Origin of the sequence: Sorangium aterium (genome assembly GCF_028368935.1) — a bacterium.
Classification (GTDB): domain Bacteria; phylum Myxococcota_A; class Polyangia; order Polyangiales; family Polyangiaceae; genus Sorangium; species Sorangium atrum.
Window position 1 is genome coordinate 1,314,804 of record NZ_JAQNDK010000004.1, and the last position, 19,940, is coordinate 1,334,743.

The following is a 19,940-nucleotide window of genomic DNA, read 5'->3' on the forward strand; positions in this document are numbered from 1 at the left end:
CCGCCGCGCTCCGCCTCCTCGCGAGGCGCGCTCTCGATGGAGTAGGATCCGCCCCGATGACGATGAGCCCACGACCGGTCCCTGCCGCAGAGCGCCCCGCGCCCTCTCCGATGGCCGAGCGCGCCCACATGGGGAGCTCGAAGAAGATGTGGCCGCTGATGCTGGCCGCGCTCGGGGTCGTCTACGGCGACATCGGGACGAGCCCGCTCTACGCGATGAAGGAGTGCTTCAGCCGCAGCAGCCCGCACCACGTCGCTCCGACGCCCGAGAACGTGCTCGGGGTGCTCTCGCTGATGTTCTGGTCGTTGATGATGGTGGTGACCATCAAGTACGTGACGTTCATCACGCGGGCCGACAACGAGGGCGCGGGCGGCATCCTCGCGCTGCTCGCGCTCGTCCCGAGCGGCGATCGCAAGGGCGACGGCCGCGGCCTCCTCGTGCTCCTCGTCCTCTTCGGCGCGGCGCTCCTTTATGGTGACGGCGTGATCACGCCCGCGATCTCGGTGCTCTCGGCCGTGGAGGGCCTCGAGGTCGCGATCCCGAAGCTGGACCCTTCCGTCGTGCCGGTCATCACCTGCGGCGTGCTGCTCGCCGTGTTCCTCGTGCAGAAGCGCGGCACGGCCGGGGTCGGGTCGATCTTCGGGCCTGTGACGCTCGTGTGGTTTGTCACGCTCGTGCTGCTCGGGGCCAAGGAGATCATCGGCAGCCCCGGAGTGCTCCGGGCCGTCTCACCGACCTACGCGGTGAGCTTCTTTGTCGAGAATCAACTGCATGGCTTCCTGATCCTCGGCGCGGTCGTCCTCTGCATCACGGGCGGCGAGGCGCTGTACGCCGACATGGGGCATTTCGGCCGCGTGCCGATCAAGTACACCTGGTACACGATCGTCTGGCCCGGGCTGCTCATCAATTATTTCGGCCAGGGCGCCAAGCTCCTCGCGGACCCCACCGCGGCGGCGAACCCGTTCTATGCGCTGGTCCCGTCGTGGGCGCTCTATCCCACGGTGGCGATCGCCACCGCGGCGACGGTCGTCGCGTCCCAGGCGCTCATCTCCGGGGCCTTCTCGCTGACCCAGCAGGCGGTGCAGCTCGGGTATTTCCCGCGCGTCACGGTGGTCCACACGTCGAAGGACGAGGCGGGGCAGATCTACATCCCCGAGGTGAACAGCGGGCTCCTGATCTCGTGCATCGTGCTGGTTCTCACGTTCAAGAACTCGAGCGCGCTCGCGGCTGCCTACGGCATCGCCGTCACGGGGACGATGGGGATCACCACGGTGGTCTATTACGTGGTCACCCGGAAGACGTGGGGTTGGCCGGTCTGGAAATCGCTCCCGCTCGCCGGGCTCTTCCTGGTGATCGATCTCGCGTTCTTCGCGGCGAACAGCGCCAAGTTCTTCCACGGGGGCTGGGTGCCCATCGTGATGGGCGCGGCGATCTTCACGGTGATGACGACCTGGAAGACGGGGCGCAAGCACCTCGCAGCGGCGATCAAGTCGGCGATCTTGCCGCTCGACATGTTCCTCGAGGACGTGAAGCGCGTGAAGCCGCACCGGGTGCGCGGGACGGCGGTCTTCATGGCGTCGAGCCCGGAGGGCACGCCGCCGATCCTGCTGCACCACGTGAAGCACAACCAGGTGCTGCACGAGCAGGTGGTGCTCCTCTCGATCCAGGTGACGAACGTGCCGGAGGTGCCGGCGGAGCGGCGAACGACGGTGATCCCGCGGGGCGAGGGGATCTACCAGGTCACGGCGTGTTACGGCTTCATGCAGACGCCGAACGCGCCGTCGGTGCTCGAGGGGTGCAAGCGGCACGGGCTCGACATCGATCTCGGGAGGACGAGCTACTACCTCGGCAGGGAGACGCTGCTGACGACCGGGCGCTCGAAGATGTCCCGGTGGCGCAAGGGGCTGTTCGCCTTCATCTCGCGGAACGCGCGGCCGGCGACGGCGTACTTCGGTCTGCCGCCGAACCGCGTGGTCGAGCTCGGAATGCAGGTCGATTTTTGACGGCGGGGGCGCGCGCCCCCGCCGCCCCGCCGAGCGAAGCTCGTCGGGGCCCCACCACCCCGCGAACCACGCTTGCCGTCTTGCGCGCGGCGCCGCTTCGGGCCTGACGTCGATGGCGTCAGGAGGCTGCGATCAGGGCCCCGTGTACCGGGCGCGCGGCCGGAGCATGTACCCCGCCTCGCGCTGCTCGAACGCGTGGGCGATCCAGCCGGCGGCGCGCCCCACCGCGAAGAGCGCCGCCGCCGTGCCGGCCGGCAGGCCGAGCGCGGCCGCGATCGCGACGAGGCCCAGGTCGAGCGACGGCGGATCGAGGCCGGCGTCGCGCAGCGCGTCGACGAGCGCGAGCACCGTGCGCAAGGCCGTGCTCTGCGGGGCGAGCGCGCGGGCCGTGTCGAGCAGCAGCTGGGCGCGGGGGTCGCCCTCGGGGTAGAGCCTGTGCCCGACGCCGGCGATGGGCTCGCCGCGGCGCAGCCGCTCGTGGACCGCGGCGGCGGCGCGCTCGGGCCGGCCCGCCTCGGCGACCAGGGCCTCCACCCGGTCGGTCATGCCGCCGTGCCTCGGGCCGGAGAGCGCGGCGAGCCCCGCGCTGACGCAGGCGTAGAGGTCGGCGCCGGTGGAGGCGGCCACCCGGACCGCGAACGTCGAGGCGTTCAGCTCGTGATCGGCCGAGACCAGGAGCGCCCGGTTCACGGCGCGCTCGGCCTTCTTCGAGGCGTTCGCGCCGAGGGCGATGAGCAGCCGCCGCGCCGCCCCGTCGGCCTCGAGGGCGTCGGTCGCCCTGCGCGCGTCCCGCCCGAGGCCCACGAGCGCCGCGAGCGATCGCACGAGGGCCCGCGCCCGTGTGCGCTCCGCGTCGCCCGTGGGGATGCGCCCATCGCCCGAAGGCGCGCCCACGTGGCGGGTCGGGTCGTGCGCGCCGAGCGCGGGCACCACGAGCGCGAGCGCGACGAACGGCGGCGCGCCTTCGGGCAGGAGCGCCGCGAGCTTGGCCGGGCGGACGCTCAGCCGGCCTGGCCGCGCCGCCGGCGCGCCCTCCGCCGGCAGCTCGCCCGTCCAGAGCAGCTCGGCGACCGCCTCGAAGGGCACGTCGTCGAGCGCCAGCGCGACCGCCTCCTTGCCCCGGTAGACGGGCCCGCGCGGGCCGATCGCGGTGAGCGCCGACTCGAGCACCGGCTCGCCCCACCGGAGCGCCTCGGCGGCGACAGGGCCGTGGCCGGCGCGCGCGTCGTGCCGCGCCTTGAGCCGCTCGATGTCCGCCCGGAGGTAGAGCCGCGCGCGCCCTCGCCCGCCAGGCACCCCCCGGAGCACGCCTCGGCTCGCGTACGCGTAGAGCGTCTCCCGCTTCACGCCGAGCAGCTCCGCCGCCTCGGCGCCGGTCACGTACGCCGACGGCCGTTGCCCCGAGTCAGGTAGATCCACCATGAGCGCCCATCAACGTTGCATCCATCCTGTCTTCCGATGCACGAGGCGCCGGCGTCGCGCGCGCCGACGACACCCATCCCTCCTAGCACCCCCCTTCCTCGGCTTCCTCCGGGATTCTTCCTCGACGCGCTTCGAGGCCGTGCATGGTTGATTGTACAATCAAGGTTGATCAACCTCGTGCGGTGCCCAAGATGTCGTCAGCGGAGGTGATCGGAATGAGGGATGTGGCGGCGCCGCTCGCGAGCGGCCTGGAAGGCGTGGTGGTGGCGGAGACGCGGCTCTCGGAGGTGGACGGAGAGCGGGGGAGGCTCACCCTCGCGGGCCACGACGTCGAGGAGCTCGCCGGCGGCGGCGGGGTGACCTTCGAGGACATGTGCGGGCTGCTCTGGGGCGGCACGCTGCCCGGGGCGGCGGAGCGGGAGTCGCTCCGGCGAGCGATCGCCGAGGGGCGGACGAGGGCCTTCGCGCTGCTCGGGCGGCTCGGGGACGCGCTCCAGGCCAGCGACGGGATGGATGCGCTCCGCGCCGCGGTCGCGCACCTCTCGGCCGACGTCCCGCCTGCGGCGATCGCCGGGGCGGTCGCGACGTTCGCCGCGGCGTGGGCGCGGCGCTGCGCGGGGGAGGCGCCGGTCGCGCCCGATCCGGCGCTCCGGCTCTCGGCCGACTACCTGCGCATGGCGCGGGGGGCCGCGGCGAGCGAGGCCGAGGCGCGCGAGCTCGACACGTACCTCGTGACGGTCTCGGATCACGGCATGAACGCGTCCACCTTCACCGCGCGCGTTGTCACCTCGACGGGGTCGGACGCGATCTCGGCGGTGGTCGCGGCGATCGGCGCGCTGAAGGGGCCGCTCCACGGCGGCGCGCCCGGGCCGGTCCTCGACATGCTGGACGCGGTCGCGGCGAAGGCGGGCGAGGGCGGCGCGCCGCTGCCGGGCTGCGCCGAGCGCTGGATCCAGGCCGAGCTCGCCGCGGGCCGGCGGATCATGGGCATGGGCCACCGGATCTACCGGGTGAGGGATCCGCGGGCGGCGGTGCTCGAGCGGGCGATCGAGCGGCTCGGGCGGACGGCAGGCGGCGCGCAGAGCGCCCGGCTCGCGCTGGCGCGTGAGGTCGAGCGGGCGGCGGAGGCCGCGCTCCGCGCGCGGCATCCGGATCGCCCGCTGCGCGCGAACGTCGAGTTCTACACGGCGGTGCTGCTCGACGCGCTCGGGCTGCCACGCGCGCTCTTCGCGCCGACCTTCGCGGTGGGCAGGGTCGCCGGCTGGTGCGCGCACATCGACGAGCAACGGCGCGCGGGGCGGCTCATTCGCCCGAGCTCACGCTACATCGGGGGCGTCCCCGCAGCGGCAGCTCCGCCGCATTGAGGCGTCGGGCCCGCCGCGCGCGCGGCGAGGCTGCTGGCAGGAGCGCTGGTCATCGCCGGCCATGAGGTCGACCTGCCCAGGTCGGACTTATTGAAGAGCCCGTGACGGCATTCGCTTCATCCCCGTCGTTCTGCCATCCTATCCGCACAGAAATTGCCGGAGAGGCCGCTCCAGAGCCCTGGGAGGGCAAAAGGAGAATGCCACGGGCGCAGGTAGGACGTTGTTCGTCCTGCAAAGTTGGCAGCCGCGCGGGGGCACTGTTATCGTGTTCAGTATGTCGTCCGCCGCTCTTGCCGCTCCGCTCGCCCGGGACCTCCTGCGCCATACCCTCCCCGAGTTCGAAGCGCGCGCCAAGACGCTCCCGCTCGGCCTGCGGGAAATCAACGACGCGCTCCCGGAAGGGGGGCTGCCGCGCGGGGGGGTGGTGGAGCTCGCCGCGCCGCGGGGGCTGGGGCGGTCCACCTCGCTCGCCCTCTCCGCGTGCGCGTCGGCGCAAGCGGAGGCGCGGCTGCGCGGGACGAGCGCGACGGCGGGGGCGTGGTGCGCGTGGATCGACCCGAGCGGCTCGCTCTTCGCGCCGGCGGTCGCGCGCGCGCAGGTCGATCTGAGCCGGCTGCTCGTGGTGCGGCCCCCGCCGGAGGTGCTCGCGAAGGTCGCGGTCCGGATGGCGATGAGCCGGGCGTTCGCGGTGCTCGTGATCGACGTGGCCGGGGTCCCGGGGGCCTTCGGCCAGGGCGCGGGGAAGGGGGAGCGGAGCGCGCCCGGGGCGGGGCGCCGCGAGGAGGACCTCGCGCGCTGGGTCAACGTGGTGCGCAAGCTCGCCCTGGCGATCGAGGGGAGCGACGGGACGATCCTGCTCCTCACCGATCGCCAGGCGGCGCGGCCGATGCCCTTGCCGGTCGCGATGCGGCTGGAGCTCGAGCAGGTCGCCGAGAACCGGTTGATGGTCCGCGTCGCCAAGGACCGCCGAGGGCGCGTGACCTCGCCGACGCCGGTGGTGCTCGGGGAGCGGCCCGGGGACAGGGCAGAGCGGACGGCGGGCGGCGAGCCGCGGCCCGCGCTGTCGCGGGCGTGAGGGAGGAGAGGCGATGGCGGTGAAGCGCATTGTGGCGATCGTGCTCCCGCAGCTCGCGTGCGAGCTGGTGAAGCAGCGTGGGCCGGTCTCGCCGAGCGGGAAGGCGCCGCTCGCGGTGATCCTCGGGGGCGACGAGGAGCGCCGCGCGGCGGCCGCGCCGCGGCCCGAGCGCGAGCCGCAGGCGCCGGCGGCGGTGATCGACGTGGTCGACGACGAGGCGAGGCGGTACGGGGTGAGGCCGGGGCAGAAGGTCGTCGAGGCGGCGGCGCTGGTCGCCCACCTTGCGATCCACCGGGTGACGTTCGCCGAGATCGACGCGGCGCTCGGCCGGGTCGCGGAAGTGGCGCTCGGGCTCGGGGCGACGGCGGCGATCCAGCTCGGCGAGCAGGGCGCCCCGCGCGCCGGCGCGTCGCGGGCGAGCCGCGCTCCCGAGCGCGCCGCGAGCGAGGCGAGGAGCCCCTGGGGCGACGGCCCGTACGACACGGTGTGGCTCGACATCACCGGGGCGTCGCACCTCGTCGGCGGCGAGGAGGCGCTGCTCGGCGAGCTCGGCGAGCGCGTCGCGGCGCTCGGCCACCGGGCGCGGCTCGCGATCGCCGACGGACCGCGGCTCGCGCAGGCGCTCGCGCGCTTCGGCGCGCACGCGGACGGCGGGGGAGGGGCGGAGGCCCCGATCGCGCCGCCGGGCAAGGGGGCGCAGGCGATCGGGCCCTTGCCGGTGCAGGCGCTCCCGGTCGAGCGCGAGGTGGCGAGCTTCCTCGTCCGGCTCGGCGTGCTCCGCGTCGAGGATCTCGCGCGCCTGCCGCGGGCGCAGGTGGCGGCGCGGCTGGGGCCGCGGACGGCCGACGTGATGGAGCTCCTCGCCGGGCGCGATCCCGTGCCGCTCCTGCCGTTCGAGGTGCCCCGGCTGCTCGAGGAGGAGGTGCTCTTCGACGAGCCGATCGAGAGCGCCGAGTCGCTCCTGTTCGTGCTGCGCGGCATGACGTCGCGGATCGCTTCGCGGCTCGCCGCGCGCGGGGAGGCGTGCGGGCGGCTCAACGTGGCGATCGCCTACGATCGCTCGATCGCGCGGCTCCGCCTCGGCGAGCGCGAGGACGACGGCGCCGCCGCGGCGCTCCTGGAAGACGACGGGCGCGGCCCTTCGCTGCGCTTCCACGTCGACATGCCGGTGCCCCTCTCGGACGCGGGCGATCTGCTCCGCCCGCTGAAGGCGAAGCTCGAGCGGATCGAGCTCGCGGCGCCCGCGGTGGGGGTCCACGTCATCGCCTCGCGCATCGCGCGGGCTCGTCGGGTGCAGCTCGATCTGTCGCGCGACCGGTCGGTCGATCCCGACAGCCTGCCGGCGCTCCTGGCCGAGCTCTCGGCGGAGATCGGCCAGGAGCGGGTGGGCATCCTGGAGATCGCCGACGCGCACCGCCCCGAGGCGCGCTCGCGGCTCGTGCCGGCTTCTGGCGAGGCGGCCATGACGCGCGCGTCCGCCGCGGCCCGCGCGCGCGCTGCGGCGGATCGGGGCGCGGCGGAGCAGGCGGAGGGCGCGGACGCGCCGGCGCTCGAGCCCGCGCGGCTCCTCGCGCAGCCGATCCCGCTCGGCCGGGTGGGGCGCGGGGCGATCGTGGCCGTCGATCGGCACCTCTACGCGATCGAGCGGCTCTCCTTCGTGATGCGGATCGACGCGGTGGAGTGGTGGACGCCCACGCCGGCGTCGCGCGATTACGCGCGCGCCTGGCTCGTCTCGGGCTCTCCGTCCGGCAAGGCCGCCCCGGCGCGCCTCGGCGAGCTGCGCCCTCCTCGAGACGGCGCGAGCGCGAGCTCCTGCGGCGAAGCGTGGATCTACGTCGACCGCGCGACGGGCGAGGCCTTCCTGCAGGGGTGGTGCGAGTGAGCGCCGGCGCGTCGGTCCCGTTCGTGGAGCTCTGCGGCCGCTCCTGCTTCTCTTTCCTGGAGGGCGCCTCGCACCCCGAGGAGCTCGTGCACCGCGCCAAGGAGCTCGGCCTCGAGGGGCTCGCGCTCTGTGATCGCGACGGGATCTACGGCAGCGTGCGGGCGCACACGGCGGCGAAGAAGGTCGAGCAGCGGGTGATCGTCGGGGCCGAGCTGACGCTGGGCGCGCCGCGCGGGGGCGGCGAGCGCGGGCCGGAGGTCCGGCCGTCGGTAGTCCTCCTGGTCGAGGACAGCGAGGGTTACGCGAACCTCTGCCGCCTGCTCACGATCGCGCACGCCGAGTGCGAGAAGGGGATGGCGAGCATCTCGGCGGAGGCGATCGCGGCCGCGCAGCGGGGCCTCTCCGCGATCGTGCCGCTCGATCCTCTCGTGCCCGCAGGCGTCTCCGGCGCGCTCATCGGCGCGCTGCGCGACGCGTTCGGCGAGCGCGCGCTCGTCGCGACCTGGAAGCACCTCGACCGCCGTGACGGCGAGCGCGTCGCGGCGGCCCTCGCGGCGGAGCGCCGCTACGGCCCCTGCGTGGTGGCGACGGCGCGCCCGCTCTATCATCACCCGTCGCGCAAGCCGCTCGCGGACGTGCTCGCGTGCATCCGGACCAAGACCACGCTCGATCAAGCGGGGACGCGGATCGCGCCGAACGCGGAGGCGTACGTGCGGTCCGGCGCGCAGATGGCGGCGCTGTTCCGCGATCATCCGGCCTGGATCGCGCGCACGGTGGAGGTCGCGTCCCGCTGCCGCTTCTCGCTGTCCGAGCTCCGCTACAGCTTCCCGAGCGACGCCCTCTGCATGCCGGGGGAGACGTCGGATCAGGCGCTGCGCCGCCTCACCGAGGAGGGTTGCCGCGACCGTTACCCGGAGGGGACGCCGCCTCCGGTGCGCGCGCAGATCGAGAAGGAGCTCGCCTTGATCGCGAAGCTCGGCGTGGCGCCTTATTTCCTCAGCGTGCAGCAGGTCGTGAAGATCGCGCGCGCGCGGCAGATCCTCTGCCAGGGCCGCGGGAGCGCGGCGAACAGCGCGGTGTGCTTCGTGCTCGGCGTGACGGCGGTGGACCCGGCCCGGTCGAGCCTGCTCTTCGAGCGCTTCCTTTCGGAGGAGCGCCACGAGCCTCCGGACATCGACGTCGATTTCGAGCACGAGCGCCGGGAGGAGGTGATCCAGGCGATCTACGAGATGTACGGGCGCGACCGGGCGGCGATGGTCTCGGAGGTGATCGCCTACCGCGGCAAGAGCGCGCTCCGCGAGGTCGGCAAGGCGTTCGGCTTCTCGGCGGATCAGGTCGATCGGCTGAGCGGCCTCGTGCTCCACCACGAGGCGGACATCACCGAGCAGCGGGTCAGCGAGGCGGGCCTCGATCCGGATGACGTGCGCGTCCGGCAGGCCGTCATGATGGCGAGCGCGCTCGAGGGTTTCCCGCGTCATCTCTCGATCCACGTGGGCGGCTTCGTGCTGTCGTCGGAGCCGCTGCACAAGGTGGCCCCGGTCGAGCCTGCGCGGATGGAGGGCCGCACGGTGATCCCGTGGGACAAGGACGATCTCGACGATCTCGGCTTCTTCAAGATCGACGTCCTGGCGCTCGGCATGCTGACGGCGATCCGCAAGGCGCTCGGTTTGATCCACTCGGACCGGTACGCCGGGCTCGTGGCTCCCTCGGTTGACGCTGCAGGGGCCCCTGCGCCCGCGGGGGCCTCGCTCCACGCGGGCCGAGGCGCCGCGTTCGATCCGATCGCGGCGCTCGCGCAGATCCCGCCAGAGGATCCGGCTGTCTACGAGGCCATCGGCCGGGCCGACACGGTGGGGGTGTTCCAGATCGAGAGCCGCGCGCAGATGGCGATGCTCCCGCGGCTGAAGCCGAGCAAGTTCTACGACCTGGTGATCGAGGTGGCGATCGTGCGCCCCGGGCCCATCCAGGGCGGGATGGTGCACCCCTACCTGCGCCGGCGGACGGGGCAGGAGCCGCCGGTGTCTCCGCACCCGTGCCTGGATCCCATCCTGGAGCGCACGCTCGGCGTTCCGCTCTTCCAGGAGCAGGTGATGCAGATCGCGATGGTCGGCGCGGGCTACACGCCGGGCGAGGCCGACCAGCTGCGCCGCGACATGGCGGCGTGGAAGAAGCACGGGCGCCTGGAGCGGCACCGCGGGCGGCTCATCCAGGGCTTCGCCGAGCAGGGGATCTCGGCGAAGTTCGGGGAGATGCTCTACCAGCAGATCCAGGGCTTCGGGGAGTACGGCTTCCCGGAGTCGCACGCGGCGAGCTTCGCGCTCCTCGTGTACGCGTCGGCCTGGCTCAAGGTCCACCACCAGGCGGCGTTCACCTGCGCGCTGCTCAACGCGCAGCCGATGGGGTTCTACAGCCCGTCGGCGCTTGTGCAGGACGCGCAGCGGCACGGCGTGGAGGTGCGGCCGGTGTGCGTTGTGCAGAGCGCGTGGGACGCGGCCCTCGAGCCCGGCGCCGAGCCCTCGGCGGGCCCGGCGCTGCGGCTCGGCATGCGGCTCGTGAAGGGGCTCGGCGAGGCGGCCGTAGCGGCGATCGTGGCGGCGCGCGAGGAGGCGCCGTTCACGAGCCTCCCGGATCTCGTGAGGCGCACGGAGCTGAAGAAGAACGAGGTGGAGGCGCTCGCAGAGGCGGGCGCGCTCGCCGCGCTGGTGCCTGCCCGGAGAGAGGCGCTCTGGCGCGCGCGCGCCCCCCGCGTCGAGGGGTTGTTCGAGGGCGTTTCGATCGAGCAGGACCGGGACGTCGGGCTCCCTCCGCTCAGGCCGCTGGAGCAGCTCGCGCTGGACTACGGGCGCGTGGGTCTGTCGCTGCACGACCACCCGATGCGGCACGTGCGGCGGGTGCTCAAGCGGCGGCGCGGCGCCGGGCGCGTGCGTACCGCAGAGGAGATCAAGGCCGCGCGCGACGGGGAGAGCGTGCGCGTCGCCGGGATGGTGGTCGGACGCCAGCGGCCGGCGACCGCGAGCGGCGTGACGTTCATGACGCTCGAGGACGAGACCGGCGTGGTCAACGTCATCGTCCAGAGGCAGGTCTTCGCGGAGTACGAGCACGTGGCGAGGAACGCGGCGCTCTTGCTCGTCGCCGGGCGGGTCGAGCGGCAGGGCCAGGTCGTCCACGTCCTCGCGCGCGAGCTCGATCGGCTGGAGCTGCCCAGCGGCGAGGAGATCGCGCTCAAGTCGCGCGACTACCGCTGAGGGCGCGCCGGCGTCGCGCTCCCGGAGCCCAGGGCGATCGGCGACGACCTCGTCGACCAACGCGCTCGTCAGCGGGCGGCGACGACCTCGTCGATCAGTGAGAGCAGCGTCGCCGCGTCGAACGGCTTCAGGAGCAGCCGGGCGTCGATCTGCTGCAGGAACGCCTTGCTGCGCTCCGTGAAGGCGCCGCCGGTCAGGAACACGACACGGCGCTGCTGCTCGGGCGCGTGCTCGGCAAGTGAGGTGTAAAAGTCCATTCCCGTCATGTCGGGCATCATGAGGTCGCACAGGATGGCGTCGTACCGCTCTCCGGCGCGGATCCGGCGGAGCGCGTCGCGCGCGCTCGCGGTCGCGGTCGTCTCGTGCCGTGGCTCGAGCGTCCCCGCGATGGCCCGCGTGAGCAGCGGCTCATCATCGATGATGAGGACCCGTTGTCGCGGCGCCGCCTCCGGCGCGAGCGCGTCGAGGCTGCCGCTCTCGCGCGGCCACCTCGACGCGCCGGAGCCGGGCGCCGCAGAGGCGTGCGCCTCGCTGGCCGCGGCGGCGGGGAGGACGAGGCGGAACGTGCTCCCGTTGCCGGGGCGGCTGTCCACCTCGATCCGACCCCCCAGCGCCGTGACGATGGAGTGGCAGATCGCGAGCCCCAACCCGAGCCCTTCGCCAGCTTCTTTGCTCGTGTAGAACGGCTCGAAGATCCGCCCGAGCGACTCGGGCGCGATCCCGGCGCCCGTGTCGCGCACCTCGACGACGACCGCCCCCTCGGCGTCACAGCGCGTCGAGAGCTCGATCTCGTTCTGCTCGGCGAGCCCCTCGGGGATGGCCTGCGCGGCGTTCACGATGAGGTTCAGGAAGACCTGCGCGAGCCGCGGCTCGTTCGCCTGGACGGGCGGCACCTCCTGGAAGCTCCGGACGACGCGGGCGCGGTGTCGGATCTCGTTCATCGCCATGTGGATGCAGGAGTCGAGCACCCGCCGGGGGTCGACCGGCCCGCGGCGGTCCTCCTCGGCGCGCGAGAAGCTGTGGAGATCGCGCACGATGATCCGCACCCGCTCGGCGCCCTCGCGCGCGTCCTCCAGCAGGCTCAGCACGTCGGAGAGCTCGCTCGATGACGCGCGGCCGTCGCCGTGAGAGCGAGCCCAGGGGCCGCCGCGCGCAGCGCTATTCCGCCGATCGAGCGAGCCGATGCGCCGGATGGCCGCGTCGACGTTCGTGATGACGAAGGCGAGGGGGTTGTTGATCTCGTGGGCGACGCCGGCGGCCAGCGTGCCGACGCTCGCCATGCGACCGGCGCCGACGAGGCGGACCTGCGTCTGCGCGAGCGCCCGGCGCGAGACGGCGTCGCGCGCGGCGCGCTCGCGGACGACGGAGAGCCGCGCCCGGGGGCCCGCGCCGTCGCCGCCCGCGAGCAGGAAATCGCTCGCGCCGGCCGCGAGGATGCCGTCGATGTCCGCGTCGCGCTCGGTGATCGCGAGGACGAACACCGCATCGCCGCCGGGCTGCGCCCGCACGCGGCTGCAGAGCGCGGCGGCGCTGGCGGGCTCGCTCCAATCGACGGCGAGCACCGGTGGCGCCTCGCCCAGGCACCGCTCCAGGGCGTGCGCGGGATCGGAGGTGACGCCGACGTCCGGCACATGGCGTCGGATCAGCGCTTCGAATCGCTCGCTCGCCGCGGCGCACCCGCGGAGGAGCAGGATGGCGGCCGGCTCCGCGCAGCCCATCGACGTCCTCTCAGCTGTCCTTCGAAGACCCGTTTCAGGAGTCCTTCGAGGATCCTTACCGCATCTCCACCCCGGCGTGCAGGCATGGTGATCCGTTCCGCTGCGCCTGCCAGGCGACCTCGTCGCGTCGCCGGTCTCCTTCGAGCCGCTCGCGAGCCGATCGGCTCGCCCGCTTCGCGCGGCTATCGAGGGCTGGCCGTCGCGTCGTCGTCCGGATCGCCGTCGTCGACGACCCTCGTCGCGTCGTCCGTGAGCGGCGGGTACAGGCTCTCGACGAACTTCTCGGAGAGCCGCCCCGCGAGGTGTGCATCCATCCGCGCCATCGCCTCGCGCAGCCGATCGATCTCGGCCGAGAGCGCTGCCTTGAGCGGCTGGCGCTGCGCCTGTTCCATCCAGGTGAGCTCCACAAGCGCCTCCTCAAGGTGCGCGCGCGCCGCACCAAGGTGCGCGCGCGCCGCGCCGCCCGCCTCGCCCGCGTCGGATTCTCGGACCAGGTACTCCGCGACGCGCACGCGCCCGCGGTGGCGGACCCGCGTCCGCTCGAGGAAATCCCGGTACGGCTTCACCGCCCCGCTGAGCGCCTGCACCGCCGCCGCGAGCGCGCTCGCCTCGCCCTGGAGCGCCTCGCGATCGGCGCCGGAGAGCGCCGGGTTGTGCTCGAGGTGGGCCTCGAGCGTCGCCAGCACCTCGCGGGCCCAGCGGAGGTGCCGGAGCCCCGAGGCGCCGCGCGACAGGCGCAGCGCGGCCGCCCCCTCGGCGCTCACGCCACCGCCGCCGCCGGCGCCGCCTCGCGCTCCGGGCGCTTCGCCGTCTCGTTGATCTTCACGCTGACGAGCTTCGAGACGCCGGGCTCCTGCATCGTCACGCCGTAGAGCACGTCGACCGACTGCATCGTGCGCTTGATGTGCGTGATGAGGATGAACTGCGAGTGGCTCGTCATGCTCCGGATCGCCTCGTTGTAGCGGGCCACGTTCGCCTCATCGAGCGGCGCGTCGACCTCGTCGAGGATGCAGAACGGCGACGGCTTGAACTGGAAGATCGCGAAGATGAGCGACACCGCGGTGAGCGCCTTCTCGCCGCCGCTCATGAGCTCGATGTTCCCGAGCTTCTTGCCCGGCGGCTGCGCCAGGATCTCGATCCCCGTCTCCAGCATGTCGTCGGGGTTCGTCAGCCTGAGCTCCGCCTGCCCTCCGCGGAACATCTTGGGGAACAGCGCCTTGAAGCGCGCGTTGATGCCGTCGTACGTCGTCTTGAAGAGCCGCTTCGACTCGCGGTTCATCTGGGCGATCGCCTTCTCGAGGTCGTCGAGGGCCTTATCGAGATCGGCCTTCTGGCCCGAGTAGTACGTGTACCGCTCCTCGGCCTCGGCGTGCTCGCGCACGGCGTCGAGGTTGACGGGGCCCATGCGGTCGAGCAGCTCCGTCAGCTCCTGGATGCGCGCGCGGTGCGAGGCGTCGGCGGGCGGCCGCTTGTGGTAGTCGCCGACCACGCGGGCGAGCTCCAGCCCGCGGAAGCGCTCGCGCACCCCCTCGATGAGGTGGTCGTGCTCGACCCGCAGCCGCTCCAGCGCGAGCTCGTGCTTGCGGAGCCGCTCCGACACCTCGGACAGCTCCTGCCGCAGCCCGCGCAGGTCGGCCTCGCGCACCCCGTGCGCCTGCCGCGCCTCGTCCAGCGAGCGCCGCGCCTCGGTCAGCGCGGCCTGCGCCGCGTGCGCCTCCGCGACGGCGCGGACCAGCGCCTCCCGCGCGATCATGATCGTCGCCGCGGCCTTCCCCGCGCCCACGGCGCTCTCCGTCCGCTCCTGGTCGAGCCGGGCGATCCGGCCCCGGAGCTCGTTGCACGACCGCGTGAGCCGCTCGACCGTGCCCCGCGCCGCCGCGGCGCGCTCGCGCACGCGCGCGAGCTTCACCTTGCGCTCGGTCACGACCGACTGCTGCCCGAGCACCCGCTCGCGCCACTCGGCCGCGACCTGCTCGGCGTGCTCGAGGCCGGCCGCCGCCGCCTCGCGCGTCGCTCGCCCCGCCTCGAGCTTGTCGCGGGCCGCTTGCTGCTCGCTCCCGCCGGCGTCGAGGTTGTCGGCGAGGTCCTCGAGCTCGGAGCGCACCACGCCCTCGCGCTTCTGCGCCGCGGCGAGCTGCTCCTCGGCGCGGCGGAGATCCTTCTCGGCCGTCACGAGGGCGAGCTCTCCCTCGTGCGCCTCGCTCCGCGCCCGCTCCAGCGCCGTCCCCACCTCGGTGATGCGCAGGCGGAGCTTCTGCTGCGCGTCGAGCAGCGCCGTCACCTCCTCCGACTTGGTCGCGACGAACTCGTGCAGCGCGCGCATCTCCCGCTTCTGCTCGATCATGCCGGCCGCGACCGCGTCGCCCGAGCCGCCGCTCACCACGCCGTCCTCGCGGAGGACGGTGCCGTCGAGCGTCACGAGCGTGCACCCCGCGCCCTCCGCCGCGAGCCGCGCCGCGACCTCGGCGGAGGCGACGACCACCGCGTCCCCCACGAGCGCGCGCGCCAGCGCCTCGTCCTCGGGCGCGAAGACGAGCCGGTCGACGAGCGGCCCGAGCACGCCCTCCCCGCGAGGCGGCCGCCGCGTCGCGCCGGCCACGAACGAGGGCCGCGCCGCGATCACGCTCGCCCGCCCGCGGTTGTTCTTCGACAGATCCGCGAGCAGCGCGATCCCGCGCTCGGCGTCGCTCACGACCGCGCACTGCAGCCGGTCCCCGAGCAGCCCCGCGAAGGCCGCGGTCAGCTCGGCCGGCGCCTCGATCCGGTCGGCCACGAGCCCGAGCAGCGCCGGGTCCTTGGTCTTGAGGAGGTTCTTCACCCCGGCGCCGACGCCCTCCAGCCGCGCGTGCAGCTCCTCGAGCGCGCGGAGCCGGTTGCGCCGCTGCCCGAGCTCGTTCTTGGCGTGCTCCACGGCACGATCGCTCGAGACCGCCTGCTCGCGCAGCGCCTTCATCTCGACGTCGAGCCGAGTCCGGTCTTCCGCCGAGAGCCGCTTCCCCTCGGCGAGCTCCGCCACGTTGCGCGTCAGCGACGAGCGCCGCCGCTCGAGCTCCTCCGACTCGTACATCAGCCGCCCGAGCTCGTCCTCGAGCTTCGCCCGCCGCTGGCTCATCTCCGTCATGCGCCGATCGAAGCCGGCGAGCGACGCCTCGGCGGCCGCGACCGCCGCGGTGGCCTCGGCGGCCCGCCGGCGCAGGGCGGCGACCTCGTGCTCGGCGGTGCGCTCGCCGTGGCGCAGCTCCTCGAGCCGCTCGTGCTGCTCGAGCGCGAGCTCGCTCTCCCGCGCCTCTTCCTCGTCGACGCCGGCGAGCTGCGCCTCGAGCTGCGCCTTCTCTGCGCTGAGCTCTTCGACCGTCTTCTCGAGCTCTCCCTGCTCCTTGGCCGCGGTGACGAGCCGCTCCTCGAGGTGCCGCAGGCGGTCGCGCGCCCGCGCGATCTCCGCCTCGTGGGTGCGCACCTGGTTGTCGGCCGCGAACGCCTCGTTCTGCGCGCGCTCGGCCCGCTCCTCGCAGGCGAGGGCCTCGAGCCGGGTGACCTCGATCTCGGCCTCGCGCGCCGAGAGCGCCGTGCGCGACGCCTGCTCGCGCTCCGCGTGCGCGGCCCTGCCGAGCGACTCGTGCTGCGTGAGCACCGTGAGCTCCAGGAGCTTGTGCGACGCCTCGTGGAGCACGAGGTCCTCCAGCTCCTTGCGGTAGTTGACGTACCGCTCGGCCTTGGCCGCCTGGCGCTTCAAGGACGCGAGGTTCCGCTGGATCTCGGAGACGATGTCCCCCACGCGGAGCAGGTTCTGCCGCGTCTGGTCCATCTTCTGCTCGGCCTGCTTCTTCCTGGCCTTGTATTTCGTGATGCCGGCGGCCTCCTCGATGAGCATCCGCCGGTCCTCGGGGCGCGCCGAGACGATGAGCCCGATCTTGCCCTGCTCGACGATGGAGTAGGCCTTCGTGCCGACGCCGGTGCCGAGGAAGAGGTCGGTCACGTCCTTGAGGCGGACCTGGGTCTTGTTGATGAGGTACTCGCTCGTCCCGTCGCGGAAGAGCCGCCGCGTCACCGCGATCTCCGCGTAGTCCCGGTACTCGAGCGGCAGCTGCGACGCCGCCGTCGGCTCGCTGTTGTCGAAGGTGAGCGTCACCTCGGCCATCCCGTGCTGGGCGCGGGTCTCGGAGCCGTTGAAGATGACGTCCGACATCGACTTGCCGCGCAGGTGCTTGGCGCTCTGCTCCCCGATCGCCCACCGGATGGCGTCGACGATGTTCGACTTGCCGCAGCCGTTGGGACCGACGATGCCCACCACGTCCGTGTCGAAATGGACCACCGTCCGGTCGACGAACGATTTGAACCCGCTGATCTCGAGCTTACGAATGCGCATGACGTCCCTGGGACCGACCGGGCGGGCTTAAACGTATCGTCACAGCACGCCACGTACCGTCACAACTGGCGTCTCGGGGTCTACGTGGGCTGGCGCCGCGCGGCAAGCTCGGAATCCTGGCTCCGCCCGCGCACCGAGGACCAAGTCTTGCGCATCCCGGGGGTGGTGCGATGTCCACGGCGCAAGGTGGGCTTTTGGCAGCCGCCTTGACAGGTGGCTAACGTGACCATACTCCTCGGGTTGTTCCGAGGAGTAGAAACGTCATGCCGACTTACGAGTACGCCTGCACATCTTGCGCGCATGAATGGGAGGCCGAGCAGTCCATCAAGGAGGCGCCGCTCTCGGAGTGCCCGTCGTGTCACAACGCGACAGCCCGGCGGCAGATCTCGCGAGGCACGGGCTTCATCCTCAAGGGCAGCGGCTGGTACTCCGACCTCTATGCGTCGGGCTCGAACAAGCCGCCCGCGAAGTCGGACGGCGGGTCGGGCAGCTCGTCAGGGTCGGAAGGGGCGAGCTCGGACTCGGGGTCGAGCAGCGCCTCGTCGGCGAGCGGCGGCACCAAGAGCGACTCCAGCGCGTCGTCCGCCTCCTCCGCGGCGGCCTGACGCCAGCTCGGCGAGCAGCGACGGGGGTGTGGCCAGCGCGGCGCAGCGCGCAGCGGCGCCGTGCGCCGTCATGGTGCGCCGGCCGTGCTGCGTGCCCACCGGCGCCGGGCGCGGTGCTAGGGTGCCCTGGATGGATGAGAGAAAGCGACTTGAGGAGCTCCGCCGGCAGCTCACGGAGCTGGATCAAGAAATCCTTCGCAGCATCGAGCGGCGGGCCCGCATCGCGCACGAGCTCGCCAAGCTGAGGACGGGCACGGCCCGGTTCGCCCCAACGGCCGACGCCGCCCACGTGCAGGCGCTCGAGCGCGCCGTGACGCCCCCGTTCCCGCAGCGCGCGGTGCGGCCGATCTTCGTGGCCATCGACGCGGCCTCGCGCGCGTTCGAGGTCGCGCCGCGGGTGGCGTACCTGGGGGCCGAGGGCGACTATGGCTGGACCGCGGCGCACGATCACTTCGGGATCGGCGGCGAGTTCGTCCGCGCCGACAGCCCCCTCGCCGCCATCGAGGAGGTCGCGCGCTCGCGCGCAGACTTCGCGGTGGTCCCGTACGAATCGCTCAAGGAAGGGCCGATCTTCCCGACGATCCAGGCGATCGGCGGCGCCGATCTCAAGGTGGTCGGCGAGCGCCAGCTGGTGCAGGCGCTCGACCTCGTGAACCGGACGGGCAGCCTCGCCGACGTCGAGCGGGTGTACTCCTCGCCCCAGGACCACGTGGCCTGCGTGAACTACCTCGAGCTCCAGCACCCGCGCGCGCTGGTGCTCGACGTGCGGGGCCCGCAGGCCGCCTGGGATCTCGCGGCGGAGAACGAGGGCAGCGCCGCCATCGTCCCCCGCGGCTTCGCGGGCGGCGGGCAGGAGCTCAGGGTCGCGCGCGAGAACGTCGGCGACGAGGGGGAGCTCCGGATCCGCTACGCGGTGCTGTCCCGGCTCCCCTCGCCGCGCTCGGGCCACGACGCCACGGCGGTCCTCTTCAGCGTCCACGACCGGCCCGGCGCGCTCCACGACATCCTCCAGCACTTCAAGGAGCGCAGCTGCAACCTCCGGCGGGTCAACTCCCGCCCCGTCCCCGGCGAGGGCTGGGACTACGTGTTCTATGTAGAGGTCAGCGGACACACGACCGATCGGGCGCTCGTCGCGGCGCTCGAGGGCGTGAAGCGCGAGACGAAGATGCTGAAGATCATCGGCTCCTTCCCGCTGGAGCGCCCCGACCCGCCGCACGAGCGAGCTTGATGGCGAGCGCGATGGTGCGGACGCTGTTCCATTCCCGAGGCGCTGCCGTCCTGCGCCGCGCGGCGATCGCGATCGCCGCGCTCGCCCTCCCGGCGCTCGGCGGCTGCGGTGGCGCCGACGACAGCCTCGCGCTGGTCGGCGGAGAGAAGATCGACGCGACGGCGATCGATCGCGACCCGCTGGCCGTCCTTCCGAGCGGCGCTGTGATGCTCGGTTACCTCGACGCGGCGGCCATGTTCACCTCCGGCCTGGGAGGCGAGGTCAACCAGATCGTCACGAGCCTGCTCCCGCTGGGCCCCGAGTCGAACTTCGTCCCGTCGCGCGACATCGTGAAGGTCTACGGCGGTCTCTACGCCATGCAGGGCGCGGACTTCTGCGCCGTGATGCAGGGCAACTTCGACGTCGACGCGATCCGCCGCTCCGCCGACGCCAGGTCGGTCACCGTCATCGGCGCGCCGCTCGTGAAGACGCGCTACGCGGACAACGATCTCTTCACGGCCGGCAACGTCGGCTTCGTCGTGCTCACGCCGCACACGATCCTCACCGGCAACGAGACCGGGATGCGGCGGGCCCTCGATCGGCTCCGCTCCGGCAAGCTGAAGCGCTCCGTGCCTTCGTGGATGGTCGAGCTGCTCGGGACGAAGGGCGCGTCGTTCGCGGTGGCCGGCGACCTCTCGAGCCAGGGTGCGGTCTCGTCTGCGGCGGGGCAGCTCCCCTTCCTCGCGGGGCTCCAGTACGTGCGCGTCATCGGCAACTTCCAGCCGCCCGGGGTCAACTTCGCCGGCGCCCTCACGTACACGGACCCGCAGAGCGCGGCGAACGGCGCCGTCGCGCTCCGCAACCTCGAGCAGATCGCCAGGATCGCGAGCGTGCTCTCGTCGTGGGGCTTCGGCTACGGCTCCGTCCCTCCGATGCAGGTCGCGCAGCGCGAGAGCGACGTCGCGTTCACGCTGCCCCTCGGCGAGGGGATCGTGCGCATGCTCCTCCGCACGGTCGCCGACACGGCGCGGAGCGTGGCGGTCGTGCGCTGAC

The 19,940-nt window shown here is 73.1% G+C and carries 12 protein-coding genes; 8 read left to right on the forward strand and 4 right to left on the reverse strand.

Annotated features, from left to right (window positions below):
- Positions 1-56: 56 nt before the first annotated feature.
- Positions 57-2,003, forward strand: coding sequence for a potassium transporter Kup (locus POL72_RS36425; protein WP_272101417.1), 1,947 nt, complete (start codon positions 57-59; stop codon positions 2,001-2,003).
- Positions 2,004-2,135: 132 nt separating this feature from the next.
- Here POL72_RS36425 and POL72_RS36430 read toward each other — a convergent pair whose 3' ends face one another.
- Positions 2,136-3,425, reverse strand: a complete 1,290-nt coding sequence (locus POL72_RS36430) for a citrate synthase family protein (protein WP_272101418.1) — start codon at positions 3,423-3,425, stop codon at positions 2,136-2,138.
- A gap of 215 nt (positions 3,426-3,640) precedes the next feature.
- Between POL72_RS36430 and POL72_RS36435 the strand changes: the two genes are divergently transcribed.
- The 4 genes from POL72_RS36435 (at position 3,641) to POL72_RS36450 (ending at position 10,991) form a co-directional block, all read left to right on the forward strand.
- Positions 3,641-4,789, forward strand: coding sequence for a citrate synthase (locus POL72_RS36435; RefSeq protein WP_272101419.1), 1,149 nt, complete (start codon positions 3,641-3,643; stop codon positions 4,787-4,789).
- Between the two features lie 274 nt (positions 4,790-5,063).
- Entirely contained in the window at positions 5,064-5,864 is an 801-nt protein-coding gene (locus POL72_RS36440; RefSeq protein WP_272101420.1) for a RecA family protein, read from the forward strand.
- Positions 5,865-5,877: 13 nt separating this feature from the next.
- Positions 5,878-7,746: a Y-family DNA polymerase gene (locus POL72_RS36445; protein ID WP_272101421.1), complete on the forward strand. Its 1,869-nt coding sequence runs from the start codon at positions 5,878-5,880 to the stop codon at positions 7,744-7,746.
- Positions 7,743-10,991: an error-prone DNA polymerase gene (locus tag POL72_RS36450; RefSeq protein ID WP_272101422.1), complete on the forward strand. Its 3,249-nt coding sequence runs from the start codon at positions 7,743-7,745 to the stop codon at positions 10,989-10,991. The genes POL72_RS36445 and POL72_RS36450 overlap by 4 nt, the downstream gene beginning before the upstream one ends.
- Positions 10,992-11,059: 68 nt before the next feature.
- Here the strand turns inward: POL72_RS36450 and POL72_RS36455 are convergent, their stop codons facing one another.
- From POL72_RS36455 to smc, 3 genes are all read right to left on the reverse strand, one after another.
- The gene (locus POL72_RS36455) at positions 11,060-12,709 is read right to left on the reverse strand and encodes an ATP-binding protein (protein ID WP_272101423.1); all 1,650 of its coding nucleotides are present in this window, start codon (positions 12,707-12,709) and stop codon (positions 11,060-11,062) included.
- A gap of 182 nt (positions 12,710-12,891) precedes the next feature.
- Positions 12,892-13,473, reverse strand: coding sequence for a hypothetical protein (locus POL72_RS36460; protein ID WP_272101424.1), 582 nt, complete (start codon positions 13,471-13,473; stop codon positions 12,892-12,894).
- Entirely contained in the window at positions 13,470-17,075 is a 3,606-nt protein-coding gene (smc, locus tag POL72_RS36465; RefSeq protein ID WP_272101425.1) for a chromosome segregation protein SMC, read from the reverse strand. Before smc ends, POL72_RS36460 begins: the two co-directional genes overlap by 4 nt.
- A gap of 263 nt (positions 17,076-17,338) precedes the next feature.
- Here smc and POL72_RS36470 point away from each other — a divergent pair, with 263 nt between their 5' ends.
- The 3 genes from POL72_RS36470 to POL72_RS36480 all read left to right on the forward strand — a co-directional run bounded on the left by POL72_RS36470 (position 17,339) and on the right by POL72_RS36480 (position 19,939).
- Complete coding sequence (locus tag POL72_RS36470; protein ID WP_272101426.1) at positions 17,339-17,680, forward strand: FmdB family zinc ribbon protein; 342 nt, start codon at positions 17,339-17,341, stop codon at positions 17,678-17,680.
- A 130-nt stretch (positions 17,681-17,810) separates the two neighbouring features.
- Entirely contained in the window at positions 17,811-18,908 is a 1,098-nt protein-coding gene (locus POL72_RS36475; RefSeq protein WP_272101427.1) for a bifunctional chorismate mutase/prephenate dehydratase, read from the forward strand.
- Positions 18,908-19,939, forward strand: a complete 1,032-nt coding sequence (locus tag POL72_RS36480) for a hypothetical protein (RefSeq protein ID WP_272101428.1) — start codon at positions 18,908-18,910, stop codon at positions 19,937-19,939. Before POL72_RS36475 ends, POL72_RS36480 begins: the two co-directional genes overlap by 1 nt.
- The last annotated feature ends 1 nt before the right edge of the window (position 19,940 follow it).

Bases quoted from the DNA above. Each gene is read 5' to 3' on its own strand.
- POL72_RS36425 (WP_272101417.1), top strand. From the start codon at position 57: ATGACGATGAGCCCACGACCGGTCCCTGCCGCAGAGCGCCCCGCGCCC.
- POL72_RS36430 (WP_272101418.1), bottom strand. From the start codon at position 3,425: ATGGTGGATCTACCTGACTCGGGGCAACGGCCGTCGGCGTACGTGACC.
- POL72_RS36435 (WP_272101419.1), top strand. From the start codon at position 3,641: ATGAGGGATGTGGCGGCGCCGCTCGCGAGCGGCCTGGAAGGCGTGGTG.
- POL72_RS36440 (WP_272101420.1), top strand. From the start codon at position 5,064: ATGTCGTCCGCCGCTCTTGCCGCTCCGCTCGCCCGGGACCTCCTGCGC.
- POL72_RS36445 (WP_272101421.1), top strand. From the start codon at position 5,878: ATGGCGGTGAAGCGCATTGTGGCGATCGTGCTCCCGCAGCTCGCGTGC.
- POL72_RS36455 (WP_272101423.1), bottom strand. From the start codon at position 12,709: ATGGGCTGCGCGGAGCCGGCCGCCATCCTGCTCCTCCGCGGGTGCGCC.
- smc (WP_272101425.1), bottom strand. From the start codon at position 17,075: ATGCGCATTCGTAAGCTCGAGATCAGCGGGTTCAAATCGTTCGTCGAC.
- POL72_RS36470 (WP_272101426.1), top strand. From the start codon at position 17,339: ATGCCGACTTACGAGTACGCCTGCACATCTTGCGCGCATGAATGGGAG.
- POL72_RS36475 (WP_272101427.1), top strand. From the start codon at position 17,811: ATGGATGAGAGAAAGCGACTTGAGGAGCTCCGCCGGCAGCTCACGGAG.
- POL72_RS36480 (WP_272101428.1), top strand. From the start codon at position 18,908: ATGGCGAGCGCGATGGTGCGGACGCTGTTCCATTCCCGAGGCGCTGCC.